We start from the raw sequence: 13,655 nt of genomic DNA, 5'->3' as shown, positions 1-13,655 counted from the left end.
CGCGGGCGCCTTCTTCGGTTCCATGAGCATGCCCGCTATATGACACACCTTACACAGTCTGTCTACTCTACCAAAAACTCCGGACTTTTCCCCACTAATAACGAACGCTCGCAATAGTAATGTGCAAGTTGCGAGTAAACTAAATACGTTACGATTACGAAGTTACGTAAAGATACTTAAAAAGCTAAGGAATAGCATGAATAACAGCGAGAATACGCAAGAAGCAGCAGCCAAAACCAAAAAGCAAACCGAAGCACAAACCGAAGCACACAAAGCAGCAGCAAGCCGCGTAGAGCAAATGTACGAGTACGGCTACCGCAAGTCAAACTATGGTCCAGACGAGCTTGTAACCGACGCTCACGGAAATCCGATTAGCGTTATGGACGCAATGCTCAGCGCCGACGATGCCGCGCGCGCAGAAACGCACACTCCTCACCTCTGCTTCTACTCCCCTCGTATTCCAGGAAATACAGGTTCCGCAATTCGACTTTGCGCTGTAACTGGCACTATTTTGCATTTGGTTGAGCCGCTTGGTTTTAATTTGCACGATACTAAATTACGTCGCGCAGGCTTGGATTATCACGATATGGCTCACGTTGTTTTGCACCCAAATTTTGAGAATTTAGTTGAGTCAATGCCAAATTCGCGAATTATTGCGTTTACTGCGAATGCTACGAAACTTTACACTGAAATTGAATATAAGCCGAACGATATTCTGCTTTTTGGACCAGAACCAGGAGATATTCCTGATCCAATGGATGTTATGGCTGGTCCACACGTTGCAGAGCAGGTGCGTCTTCCTATGCGCCCGTCACTTCGTAGTTTGAATCTTACAAATTGCGCTTCTATTGCAGTGTATGAAGCGTGGAGGCAACTCGGTTTTACAGGCGGAAAGTAATCACAAAAGCATACGACGTTTACATAATTAAGCATGCAGCAAGATTCACAATCTCTTCCCGAAGAACATCTCACCGAAGAAACTTCTCAGCCATTGCGCGAATTGGCAACACTTACGCGCGATAATGTTGCATTTTTTTGGCATAGTTGTGCACGCGATTTGCCTTGGAGGTTTGGGCACACTACCCCTTGGGGTGTGCTTGTGTGTGAAGTAATGAGCCAGCAAACGCAAATGAGCCGCGTTGTACCCTATTGGCTCACTTGGATGCAAACTTGGCCAGATGCACAATCACTAGCTCACGCTACGAGTGCTGAAATTATTACAGCTTGGGGTCGCCTCGGCTACCCTCGACGCGCGTTACGTTTACAATCTTGTGCTCAAGTTGTAGCAACAACATATCGCAATAAGCTGCCATGCACCTATGAAGAACTTATTGCCTTGCCAGGTGTAGGCGATTACACAGCAAGTGCAATACTCAGCTTTGCTTATGGCAAGCACATTGCGGTGATTGATACAAATATTCGCCGCGTACTTATGCGCGCTTTTACTGGAACTGAATCGCATGGTGGCAGCACAACGCAATCTGACCGCGAGCTTGCTGCAGCAGTATTGCCGGAAGATAATCATGTTACTACTGCCACTGCTAACGCTACTAACACCACCAACACTACTTGCACTTCATCCATTTGGAATCAGGCAATTATGGAAATTGGTGCTACCATTTGCACAGCACGATCTCCGCAATGCACTACATGCCCTTTGCAAACATGGTGCCGTTTCAAAGCTGCTGGATTTCCAGGTCTTGGCCACCATACCCGCCCACAGCAACATTTTGCCGGCACTAATCGGCAAGTGCGCGGCATTATTTTGCAGGCATTGCGTGAAGCACATAAAAAACAGCAGGTATTGCAACGTTGCGAGATCAACAATTTATGGTCGAATCAAACGCAACTTGACAAATGCATTGCTTCGCTCGATCATGACAGTCTTATCACTATATTGCCGGATGGCACTTTAGCACTACCTTAAGTAACTAACTAATTACGCTGCTTTTGTAACTCTTTAATTAACAACTTAATTACTTTGTATGTTAGTCTACCTTGTGTAGTGAGTACAGTTCATCTCATCGACTTATGTATTACAATGGTAAATATGTCAATGCCAACTACGTCACCACGTAAACCGCATCGCAATGCGAGTGCAACATCATTTCGCAACCCGATGCGCAAACCCGTGCGTAAGCCCGTACGCAACATGAGTGCAGCAAAACGAAAAATGTATCGTCGCCGCAGAATTGTTGTTGGTATTGCTTTGTTGCTTTTGATTATGCTGGTCATATTTTGCGTTATTAGCTTGAGTAAGGGTATTGCTGCTATTGGTAAAGCGATTGCTGGCCATGAAGTTACTATTGTTCGTCAACCAGTGCCAGACCCTCGTCCTGTTGGCTTAACACCTCATTGCACTGCTAAAGATATTCGTCTTGAGCTTTCTACTAAGTCACAAACTGTTCCCATGGGCGGTAGCGTTGAATTGACAGAACGATTTGTGTACGAAGGAAACTCTTCTTGCCTTATTGACGCATCGGATATGAATGCTGTTTTAACGATTAATAGTAGTGAAGAAGTTACGCAAGGTAAGCAAACAACTAAAGATAATAAAAAGAAAAATAATCAAGACAGCAAAAATAGCAAAGACAGCAAAGACTTTAAAGACTCCAGTAAGAGCGTTGACTACTTATCCCATGCAGTATGGCGTTCAGACGTATGCGATATGCCTTTGAAACCTCTTCTTATGGCAAAAGGCGACCATTTTGAGAAGAAAATTACTTGGAACACTAATTCCACTTCCGGCAAAGGCTGCACCGCTGATGAGGATTTGCCAAAAGTGAATCGCGGAACTTACGTTTTACGCATTGAGCACAAACGAGTACAAGGTTTGCATAGCGAACCTGTGCTAATTAACGTGCAATAATCGCTAGCATACCGTACAAAATGCGCTCGTACTAAAAGCTAGTAACAACTTGCGCATCAAAATTAAAGCCAGACGCGACGCTTGTGCCCGCAAAGCACGAAAGCAAGTCGAAACGTAGCTAATTCTTGAAGCTGTGTACTGGAGCAGGAATACGTCCGCCGCGAGTTACGAAAGCTTCGCAGCTTGTTTGGTTTACTGGCATAATCGGCGCATATCCCATTAATCCGCCGAAGTTCGCCATTTCGCCTACACCTTTTCCAATTACTGGAATAATTCGCACAGCGGTAGTTTTTTGATTAATCATGCCGATTGCAGATTCATCCGCAATCATGCCAGAAATCGTTGCAGCGGAAGTATTTCCAGGAATCGCAATCATGTCAAGACCGACTGAGCAAACGCATGTCATTGCTTCAAGCTTTTCAATAGTCAAGCAGCCAGACTTCGCAGCAGCAATCATATTTGCATCTTCCGAAACGGGTATAAACGCTCCAGAAAGACCGCCAACATAGCTACTTGCCATAATGCCGCCCTTCTTAACTTGATCGTTCAGCATAGCGAGCGCAGCAGTTGTGCCAGGAGCACCAACCTGGTCCAAACCGATTTTCTCAAGCACTTCGCCAACAGAATCGCCAACTGCAGGAGTTGGAGCAAGCGACAAGTCTATAATTCCAAACGGCACACCAAGCCTACGAGAAGCCTCTTGCGCAACCAACTGACCTACACGAGTAATCTTAAACGCAGTGCGCTTAATAGTTTCGCATAGAAAAGCAAAGTCTTTTCCTCTAGCAGCATCGAGTGCACTCGAAACAACGCCAGGACCAGACACGCCAACATTGATCACAGCATCGCCTTCAGTTACACCATGGAAGCCGCCTGCCATGAACGGATTGTCGTCCGGAGCATTGCAAAAAGCCACGAATTTAACACAACCGTAAGAATCGTTTCCAGCTGTAGCTTCAGCGATCTTTTTAATCGTGCGTCCGAGCAGCTCTACGCAATCCATGTCTATACCAGTTCGCGTCGAGCCGACGTTCACAGACGAGCACACAATTTCCGTCTCACTTAAGGCTTGTGGAAGCGACTCAATAAGCATGCGGTCTGCTGCAGTCATCGACTTTGCAGGAAGCGCCGAATACCCACCAATTAAATCAACTCCAACAGTGTGTGCTGCTCTGTCTAATGCGTGCGCAATTTGCACAAAATCTTCAGGCTTTTTACAAGATGACGCTCCAACAAGCGAAATTGGAGTTACGGTAATTCGCTTGTTTACAATTGGAATTCCGTAGTCGCGCGAAATATCGTTGCCGGTTTTTACTAAATCTTTCGCAAGACGTGTGATTTTTGCTTCAACTTTACAACAAACGTCCTGCAAGTTTTCGCAAGCGCAATCTAGCAGGTTGATTCCCATGGTGATTGTGCGAACGTCGAGCTGTTCTTGCTCAATCATCGAATTAGTTTCGCTTACTTCCATCAGGTTGAGCATTGTGTACTTCCTTACATTTACTTAGATTGCTGCGGATTTTAGATTCTGTGCATTGCAGTGAAAATATTGCTACGCTGGCAGCGAATACGCACGCCAATTTCGTCTCCTAGCGTTTCTAATCCTGCAGCAAAGTCGCCAAATTCGCAATCAACAGTAGACACGTCAACAATCATCATCATGTTGAAGAATCCGTCGACAATTGTTTGAGAAATATTCAAAATATTTACATTATGCTCGGCAGCATGCGAAGTAACTTTTGCAATAATACCAACGGTATCGCAGCCGACAACGGTAATAATCGCTCTGGAAGCATCAGATTGCAACGCTTCTTGCGATTCATTATTTTCTGCAACTGCTGTTGTGTTATTGGCGACCATATTTGCCTCCTGCCGTTTTGAACCCGTACGTTAATGCATAAAGCTTATGCAGTTACACGAATTATGCGGTTATTTGTTTTATATATTGTACGTTTTATGCGCTTTATGCGTAAATATTATGCTGTTTCATATCTTCCGGAAGTGCGTTGCGAAGCGACACAAGCGATCCAGAGCGGAACACGGAACGAATACCAGCAGCAAGAAGCGGCGCAATCGAAAGAACCGTCATATTATCAAGACGCTTCTCTTCAGGCACAGGAACTGTATCCGTCACAATGATCTCGCGAACTCCAGCAGCTTTCAAACGCTCAACAGCAGGTCCAGAAAGCAAAGCATGCGTTGCAACCAAAGTAACAGATTTTGCTCCAGCCTCACGCAAAGTGCGTACAGCTTCGCAAATAGTGCCAGCAGTATCAATCATGTCGTCAACAACAATGCAATCGCGTCCTTTAATCTCACCGATAATGCCATGAGCTTCAGCATGATTTGGACGAGTAATATCGCGCGTTTTATGAATAAAAGCAAGAGGTAAATCTCCGAGTTTTGCAGCCCATTGCTCAGAGACTTTAATTCGCCCCGCATCAGGAGAAACAATAGTTGCGTTGTCGAGCTTCATAGAATTACGCACATAATCAATAAGCACAGGCATCGCAGTCAAATGGTCAACAGGACCATCAAAGAAACCTTGCTCCTGAGTTGCGTGCATGTCGACAGTCAAAATGCGCGTGGCGCCAGCAGCGCGGAATAAGTCAAACATGAGGCGAGCAGTAATAGGCTCACGTCCCTGATGCTTTTTATCCTGACGCGAATATCCAAAGAACGGTGCAACCACGTTAATACTGCGAGCAGATGCGCGTCGCAAAGAATCGACCATAAGCAGCTGTTCCATAATCCAATTGTTAATAGGATTCGTATGTGCCTGAAGCACAAACACATCTGAGCCACGAACAGGCTGAGTAAAGCGCACATACATTTCGCCATTCGCAAAATCGTAGGCAGTAGTCTCAAGCACATCAATACCAAGATACTGTGCAGTCTCATTAGCAAGCTCTGGGTATGCACGACCCGTAACTAACATCATCTGCTTTTTTGGATTGCCTTCAAGAATTATTGACATAATTGCCTTCCCGTTTGCAAACTGGTGTACGCGACATAGTCACCTCCCATTTTAGCAGCCTGTACGCCTCGTACGACACAACAAGCGTTTTATTTTAATGCGTTACTTTAAAAATTACTGAGCGCTACGTTTGCAAAGCAAAATCATCATTACGAAAATAAGCCCGAATCCCACAAAATCTGCCCATGAAAAAACGGCTCCAGTAAACATAACAGCAGTAATTGCAGCAGTAACAGGCTCGCTAGCTCCAAGCAAAGTACCACGAACAGAACCTACTCGCATAATGCCCTCTAAGAACAGCCAATATGCTCCAAAAGTTCCAGCAATAACAGTAAAAGTAAAAAGCAGCATAGCGCGCAAATCTAATGCAGGCATCGTTTCCCACGGTCGCACAAACGGGAGCATAATAAAACCAGCAATAATAAACGTAATGCCATTAACAGTCAGATTTCCCCATTTTGCAATCAATTTCACAGGCATAATAGCAAGCGCCGCTGTAGACGCAGCATCTGCAAGACCCCAAAGCAAACCCATAACAGGCAAAGATAGTGAAGAAAGATTACCGCCTGTAGCCATTAAAGCGGTTCCTGCAAAAGCTAGCACAACTCCAATAGTTTCGCGCATAGTTGGCACGCGGCGAGAGCGAAAACACACATAAACCAAAACAAACAGTAAGTTAAGGCTTTGAAGCACAGTAGCAGTGCCAGAATTAGTCCAATCAATAGTCCATAAATACGAAACTTGCGTAAGAAGCACGCAAACTACGCCAGTAAACGCCATCGAAATCCATGTGCGACCAGTTTTCACAGCACCACTTAACTGCTTAGGAGTGCACACTGCAGCAGTAATGACAAATAACATGCCAGCAGCAATTTGACGAACGCAAGCGATTTGCAAAGGAGATACGTGATACGTCGACATAAGGATTTTCGAAACTGTTGCGTTTGCACCCCAAAATGCGCCACCCAAAAGAGTTAAAAATATTCCTACAAGAATAGCGTTTGTAGAATGATTTAACGCTGGATTAGGTTTATTTGGAGTGCCTTCGATTGCTTTTGCTGCAGCTTTTGATGTGTCAAAAGTCTTTGAACCTGTTGATTGCAATTTTGAAGATTGTTGCTTTTTTGTTGAAGAGGAATCAATATTTGATGAATCCAAATCATGCGCACTGCTACGCCAAGAAAACTTAACCATTATTAGATTCACCTCGCATCCCCAAAACAAGCAAACATGCAGTAATTATTGCACATCTACTCAACTAATTTGCTGGTAAACAACACTTTAGAGAAACATACTCTACTTGCACACACGAAAGAAATATATAGTATTAAAAAATTACAATTCAAAATGCGCATATTAAACAATAAAATCAACGCACTAGCCATATGAAGGCGGTAACATGCACAACTACGCATCAAGCAGTAATACTTTTCAACCACACCACATCTTAGTTACTGGCGGCGCAGGCTTTATTGGATCTAATTTTGTGCATTACATAGCTAAACATCATACAACGGTTGCTGTTACGGTACTTGATTTGCTTACCTACGCTGGGAATATGGCAAATCTTTACGACTTACCTCAAGATTTTGCAAACAACCGATACGCTTTTATTCGCGGAGATATTCGAGACGAAAATATAGTTGATCAGCTATTAGATCCGCATAATCCAATTAAAACGGCAGAAGGAACAACACTTCCTGCTATCGACGCAATTGTAAATTTTGCTGCAGAATCACACAACGATAATGCAATCGAGTTTTCTGACCCATTTATAAGCACAAATATTTTAGGAACGCATACGCTCATTAAATTTGCACACAAATATAATATTCGTTTCCATCAAGTAAGTACCGATGAAGTTTACGGGGATTTTCCTATTGACAGCGTGCTTAAATTTGACGAGTCAAGTCCATATTGTCCGTCTAGTCCATATTCTGCAAGCAAAGCTGCAGGCGATCTGTTGGTAAAAGCATGGTGTAGGACTTACGGTTTGCGCGCAACTATTTCGAATAGCAGCAATAATTACGGGCCACGACAGCATATTGAAAAGTTTATTCCTCGCCAAATTACAAATATTATGTGCAATATGCCAGCAAAATTGTACGGCGTAGGAGATTCGATACGCGATTGGATCCACGTTGAAGATAATTGCGACGCAATATGGCATGTTCTAACGCGTGGAACAATCGGTGAAACATATAATATCGGTGCCAACTGTGAAGTTAACAACATAAATATTTTGCGGATTTTGATGCAGTTAATGGGCATGCCGGAAACAAATATAGCGTATGTAAATCCCAGAATAGGCGAGGATAGGCGTTACGCACTAGATACTACGAAAATTCGAACGCAATTAAAATGGGAGCCTAAGTACAACAATCTGAAGCAAGGCTTGCAAGAAACAATATCGTGGTACGACTCTCACGCTGATTTATGGAAGCCTATTAAAGCGCAAGTCGAGCAGCATTATGCTGAATTAGGGCACTGAATTTGGGTGGCGAAATTAGGTTAAGCATCAATCGGGTTTTTCGGCACGAAAAAAGGGCTTCTAGCGATTGGCTAGAAACCCTAGGCGCGGAGAATACGAGATTCGAACTCGTGAGGCTGTTACACCAACACGCTTTCCAAGCGTGCGCCATAGACCACTAGGCGAATTCTCCAAATGTTAACTTAACAATCAAATCGATTGATAAGCAAACAACTTAAATAGAATACCACAAATTTGAGATATTGCAAATTAATACGCGCGTTGACACGCCGAAACGGCAGAAACTTTACACGAGAGTAAAGAAAAGGTCGTTTGCGAGGTAATCACGCACTATCTACTAAAGCAGAACGATTAAGCAGCGCAATAAGTAGCAAGTAAGCAGCCACAGCACAGCAAGCAGCAACCTACTTAAGCAGCGGCTCTACTTGCGATTCATAAGCTCGCAAAGCCATGTCGATTACGTTGTGCATGTCGTAATAGCTGTAAGTGCCCAAGCGACCGCCGAAAACTGTGCGAGGCTCAGCCGCAGCAAGCTCCGCATAGCGCGCATACAATGCTTTATCTGCATCAGTATTCACAGGATAGTAAGGCTCATCGTCGCGAGTTGCAGCGCGAGAATACTCCTGCCACACTACAGTTTCCCCAGCTTTCACACTTTTACCCGGCACAAAATCAGCTTCACCGCTAGTATCGTCACTAGCCTCTCCGCCAACTTCTTCACGCTCTGGATTAAAGTTCTTAAACTCAATCGCGCGCGTAAATGGCACATCAGCATCCGAATAGTTCATAACTGGGCAGCCAAAATGGTCGCTCTCCTCGTAACGCACTTCCTTAAAGTCCACAGTGCGCCACTTCAACTCGCCGAGCGCATAGTCAAAATACCTATCAACCGGACCGGTATAAACAACCGGCACTCCAGCCTCCGCCAACGCGCACTTGTTAAATGGCTGCGACTCGTCGAAAAAGTCTACGCCAAGCGAAACGTGAATACGCGGATCGTCAATCATGCGCTGCATCCAAGCTGTGTAGCCGTCCGTTGGCAAGCCTTCCCAAGTGTCTTTAAAATAACGATTATTGTAGTTAAATCGCACAGGCAAGCGTTTAATAATTCCAGCAGGAAGCTCAGAAGGATCCGTTTGCCACTGCTTTGCTGTGTAGTTTTTAATAAACGCTTCATAAAGCGGACGCCCAATTAAGCTAATGCCCTTATCGTTCAAATTTTGCGGATCTTTGCCAGCAAACTCCCCCGCTTGGCTTGCAATCAAAGCCTTCGCTTCTTCTGGCGTGTAGTGCGCATGGAAGAATTGGTTAATCGTACCCAAGTTGATTGGCAACGGGTAAACTTCGCCGTCGTGAGTTGCGTACACGCGATGCACGTAGTTAGTAAACGACGTAAAACGGTTCACATAATCCCACACGCGCTTGTTGCTTGTGTGGAAAAGATGCGCACCATACTTATGAATTTCGATTCCCGTTCGCTCGTCAAAATACGAGTAAGCATTGCCGCCAATATGATTACGAACGTCAATAATTTCAACGCGAGCGCCAGTATGCTCCACTGCTTGTTGAGCTACAGTTAAGCCGAACAATCCTGCTCCAACAACTACTAAATCTGGGTAAGTTGTATTTTGGGAGGTTGCTGCTTGCGTCATATCATTTACCTTTCGTACTTTTAGTTGGGCTTATTATTCAAACTATGCTCCAACTCAATTCATTCATGCACAATACATTCTAAGAATAGGCTTAAGCGTATATATAATATCTAATATGACTAAGGCAAAGAGTGCAAAAACCCAAGAAATACAAGAAGCGCAAAATACTAGCAGCGCAAATAGCAACAATAGAAGTTGGGAAGTTGTAAATCGTGTTGTTTACCCTGTAAAAGACGTTGAAATTACTATGCCACTTTACGTAATTCCTTGGCATCGCTCGTATTTGCAGCGCACTGTGCTCGATCCTCGTATGAATATGCGCGCAATCGATATAAATAATCTCAATCTTACTGATTTTAAAAAGTTTCTTGCAGACACTAGCAGTCATTTGCCAAATGTTGAAACTCAAGGGGTTTGCACTGTTCTTTCGCGCAACTCACTTTGCATTGCATCTGGAAAACATGTGTCTCTTTGCACTTTCTTTAACGCTTTTCCTGCAAGCTATTGGCAGCATTGGACGAGCGTAAAAACTGTTAAGTTCACTGCCAGTGTTGAAGGCACTGGCTACTTGCAACTTATGCGATCGACTGGCCGCGGGCTTACGTATCCTGTGCAAAAGTTTGAGTTTGATTCTAATAAACAGCAACCAAACCAGCCAGCACAAGTTACGCAAGATACACAAATTATTAGCTACGAAATACCTATGACCGGTCTTGCAGACGGTGGATATTTTTGGTTTGAAGCTAAAGCAAGCGATTCTAGCAGTCTAACTGTTAGCAATGCCGAATGGAGTGTTCCTTTTGTAAATAAAGTGCAATTTAGCAACACAAAGCATCAGGAAGATTCAGCTAAGCAATCAAATAGCACTTTTTCTATTGCTATTACTACGTTTAATCGCCCTTCATACTGCCACAATCAGTTGAAGGCAATAGCAGAAAACAAAGCACTTCGCGCGCGACTTGACACAATTTATTGCACAGATCAAGGCACCGATTTAGTTAAGAATCAGCCTGGATTTAATGAAACAAGCGCAAATCTTGGCAACCAGCTCACCTATATTCAGCAGGCTAATTTAGGCGGTTCCGGCGGATTCTCGCGCGGCATGTTTGAAACGCTTAAAGCAGGAAAAAGCAGTTACACAATGCTTCTCGACGACGACGCAATTAGTGAAACAGAGTGTATTCTTCGCGCGCTTCAGTTTGCTGATTACACAATTAAACCAGCCATTATTGGCGGCGGAATGCTTCACTTGGATAATCGTACCGTCCTTTACACTCAAGGTGAGCGTTTCACGCGCAACAATGTGTGGATGAAGCCTTCACAGAATCTTGATTACAATCATGATTTTGCAGCGATTACTTTGCAAGATTGCCCAGAACGTCACCAGCGAATAGACACTGATTACAACGGTTGGTGGATGAGCCTTATTCCAACTGCGATTATGAAAGAAATCGGTCTTTCGCTACCTGTGTTTATTAAGTTTGACGATACTGAATATTCGATTAGAGCACTTGAGCACGGATACCACACGATTTGCCTGCCAGGAGTGGCAGTTTGGCATCAAGCTTGGCACGATAAGGATCCTTCACGCACTTGGGAAGAGTACTTCTTCCAGCGCAATCGTTGGATTTGTGGATTACTTCATTGCACTCATCCAAGCTTACGTTTCGCGATTGAAATGCTTCGAAGCGACTTGGCTTCCGGCTTAAAACTTGCGTATTCTGCAATGCATTTGCATCATATGGGATTACAGGATATCTTGCGCGGACCGCAATATATTGTTGATTCAATGCCACAAAAGCTTGGCGAGGTTCGTAAAGCGCGCCAAGCGTTTAGCGACACGCAGCCGGTAAACGATAAGGCACTCATTAGTGAGGTTTTGCGCGAACACGTAAGCCCGTTTACTGCACATGACGCTAAGGCTTTGCGTAAAACACAAAAGCACGCAACGATTAAGGCTTTGTTTGCGCACGAAAAGCACGCAAAGAATCCTCGCCCAGAAGTTGCAATCCCAGCTCAAGACGTTTCTTGGCCTTCGTTTGTGGGAGTTAATACCGCAATTGTTACGGCTCCAGATGGCACTACTCTGAATCTTTTCCAACGAGATAGCAAGTTATTCCGTAAAATGTTGCATGCGGACGCACTTTTGTCGTTAAAAATGTTGCGTAAGTGGAAGAAGCTGTCTAGAGAGTATCGCAGCTACGATATGGCAAGCATTGAAAGTTGGGATAAAATTTTCAACTCAACCAACAACAAGTAAGTAACGGAAGAAACAGCTACAAAACGCCGGAGAAATTACCGACAAATGTTTCACGAAACTTGCTTAATCGTCATAGCACGATCGCTTAGCAAAGCATAGTCGCGATTACGGCTATCTCTAATCACAAACGTGCAGGCGTTCGCATCCACTGCCACAGCTAGCAAATCTGTATAATCATCCTCAGTTGGGCTAGGTGTGCGTAAAGAAGTAAACAGCGTAAACTCGCCATTGTTAAACAAATTTAGCGGCATTTCAAAATACACTGTTTGATGCCCACGCTTTTGCATTTTCAGCACTTTAGAACCAGTATCGTAAGTGATTCCACCACGTCGAACGTCATGCAAAGCGATCGCCAAATAGAAGTCACCCGGCTCGTCATACTGATACTCAACAGCAAAACGGAAAGTATCGCTACTTTTGTAAATCTTGTCTTCCAAAGCATACGTCCTAAGCAACGGGCACTTTGCATTCAAACCTTGAGCATACTGACCCTTGCCCAGCTTTTCGCCAAGCTTATTTTGCTTTTCGCGTTCAGCTTCGATATTTGCCAAAGTATATTGATCTGCCACGGACTCAGTATTGCCAATCGCAGCAACTTCACCATCACTGATCATCATCGCACGCGTGCAATAGCGTTTAACAGCATTCATATCATGCGTAACAAGAATAACTGTTTTAGTAGGATCTTTTCGAATTTCAGTAAAGAAAGAATCGCACTTGCGCTGGAAAGCTTCGTCACCAACAGCCAAAACTTCATCAAGAACTAAAATATCTCCTTGCGCTTTAATTGCCACAGAAAAAGCCAAGCGAACTTGCATACCAGAAGAATAATTCTTTAACTTTTGATCCATAAAATCTTCAAGTTCAGCAAATTCCACAATATCGTCGTACATTGCGTCGATTTCTGCGCGAGTGAAGCCAAGTAAAGCTCCGTTAAGATACACGTTTTCGCGGCCGGTAAGTTCCGGATTAAATCCAACACCAAGCTCAATAAACGGCACAAGCTTGCCTTTTACTTTTACACTTCCAGTATTCGGGTAATAGATTTGCGAAATGATTTTTAGTAGCGTTGATTTTCCACCACCGTTTCGACCGACGATTCCGAAGAATTCACCGCGATGCACTTGAAAGCTTATGTCTTTAAGAACGTTCTGAATTTTATAGCCTTTAATACCTTTTGTAAGATTTATAAACGCTTGCTTTAGACCAGTTGCTTGCTCTGTTGGTAGTTTAAAATACTTGCCTACATGATTGACTGATAGAACAATATCGTCGTCGCTTGCTTCCGCTTCTCGCGCTACATCCACTTCAGCTTCTCGCGTTGCCGTCACTTCCGCTTCTTCCTGTAATGTATTCATAAATTCCACTTCCCCGTCATAACTGTCGTAAAATTTTCGCAATTTTCA

11 protein-coding genes and 1 tRNA gene are annotated in these 13,655 nt (G+C 44.0%); 5 read left to right on the top strand and 7 right to left on the bottom strand.

Annotated elements, in window-relative coordinates; genetic code table 11:
• Positions 1 to 196: 196 nt before the first annotated feature.
• From HXT29_RS00355 to HXT29_RS00345, 3 genes are all read left to right on the top strand, one after another.
• Complete coding sequence (locus HXT29_RS00355) at positions 197 to 898, top strand: tRNA (cytidine(34)-2'-O)-methyltransferase (RefSeq protein ID WP_004109264.1); 702 nt, start codon at positions 197 to 199, stop codon at positions 896 to 898.
• Positions 899 to 931: 33 nt separating this feature from the next.
• Entirely contained in the window at positions 932 to 1,927 is a 996-nt protein-coding gene (locus tag HXT29_RS00350) for an A/G-specific adenine glycosylase (RefSeq protein ID WP_174143288.1), read from the top strand.
• Positions 1,928 to 2,056: 129 nt separating this feature from the next.
• Positions 2,057 to 2,869 (top strand): hypothetical protein, encoded by an 813-nt coding sequence (locus HXT29_RS00345; RefSeq protein ID WP_064340229.1) that lies wholly within the window; start codon positions 2,057 to 2,059, stop codon positions 2,867 to 2,869.
• Between the two features lie 118 nt (positions 2,870 to 2,987).
• On the opposite strand, the gene HXT29_RS00340 is transcribed toward HXT29_RS00345, so the two are convergent.
• The 4 genes from HXT29_RS00340 to HXT29_RS00325 all read right to left on the bottom strand — a co-directional run bounded on the left by HXT29_RS00340 (position 2,988) and on the right by HXT29_RS00325 (position 7,040).
• The gene (locus HXT29_RS00340) at positions 2,988 to 4,352 is read right to left on the bottom strand and encodes a PFL family protein (RefSeq protein ID WP_032842559.1); all 1,365 of its coding nucleotides are present in this window, start codon (positions 4,350 to 4,352) and stop codon (positions 2,988 to 2,990) included.
• Between the two features lie 38 nt (positions 4,353 to 4,390).
• Positions 4,391 to 4,729 carry an ACT domain-containing protein gene (locus HXT29_RS00335; protein WP_004107532.1) on the bottom strand — a complete coding sequence of 113 codons (339 nt, stop codon included), beginning with the start codon at positions 4,727 to 4,729 and terminating at the stop codon, positions 4,391 to 4,393.
• A 103-nt stretch (positions 4,730 to 4,832) separates the two neighbouring features.
• Entirely contained in the window at positions 4,833 to 5,846 is a 1,014-nt protein-coding gene (locus HXT29_RS00330; RefSeq protein ID WP_004107531.1) for a ribose-phosphate diphosphokinase, read from the bottom strand.
• 114 nt (positions 5,847 to 5,960) lie between these two features.
• The gene (locus tag HXT29_RS00325) at positions 5,961 to 7,040 is read right to left on the bottom strand and encodes a DMT family transporter (RefSeq protein ID WP_422118370.1); all 1,080 of its coding nucleotides are present in this window, start codon (positions 7,038 to 7,040) and stop codon (positions 5,961 to 5,963) included.
• A gap of 205 nt (positions 7,041 to 7,245) precedes the next feature.
• Here HXT29_RS00325 and rfbB point away from each other — a divergent pair, with 205 nt between their 5' ends.
• Positions 7,246 to 8,337 carry a dTDP-glucose 4,6-dehydratase gene (rfbB, locus tag HXT29_RS00320; protein WP_004118653.1) on the top strand — a complete coding sequence of 364 codons (1,092 nt, stop codon included), beginning with the start codon at positions 7,246 to 7,248 and terminating at the stop codon, positions 8,335 to 8,337.
• Positions 8,338 to 8,424: 87 nt separating this feature from the next.
• Here rfbB and HXT29_RS00315 read toward each other — a convergent pair.
• Together HXT29_RS00315 and HXT29_RS00310 are read right to left on the bottom strand one after the other, a co-directional pair.
• A tRNA-Ser gene (locus tag HXT29_RS00315) sits at positions 8,425 to 8,509 on the bottom strand.
• A 232-nt stretch (positions 8,510 to 8,741) separates the two neighbouring features.
• Positions 8,742 to 9,989, bottom strand: a complete 1,248-nt coding sequence (locus tag HXT29_RS00310) for a UDP-galactopyranose/dTDP-fucopyranose mutase family protein (protein ID WP_422118369.1) — start codon at positions 9,987 to 9,989, stop codon at positions 8,742 to 8,744.
• A gap of 115 nt (positions 9,990 to 10,104) precedes the next feature.
• On the opposite strand from HXT29_RS00310, the gene HXT29_RS00305 reads away from it, so the two are divergent.
• Entirely contained in the window at positions 10,105 to 12,249 is a 2,145-nt protein-coding gene (locus HXT29_RS00305) for a glycosyltransferase (RefSeq protein ID WP_422118368.1), read from the top strand.
• Between the two features lie 50 nt (positions 12,250 to 12,299).
• Here HXT29_RS00305 and HXT29_RS00300 read toward each other — a convergent pair whose 3' ends face one another.
• Complete coding sequence (locus tag HXT29_RS00300) at positions 12,300 to 13,607, bottom strand: ATP-binding cassette domain-containing protein (protein WP_174191611.1); 1,308 nt, start codon at positions 13,605 to 13,607, stop codon at positions 12,300 to 12,302.
• Between the last annotated feature and the right edge of the window lie 48 nt (positions 13,608 to 13,655).

The sequence above is a fragment of the Gardnerella sp. DNF00550 genome, from assembly GCF_049262685.1.
GTDB lineage: Bacteria > Actinomycetota > Actinomycetes > Actinomycetales > Bifidobacteriaceae > Bifidobacterium > Bifidobacterium leopoldii.
This window is presented reverse-complemented; position numbering and strand designations above follow the sequence as displayed.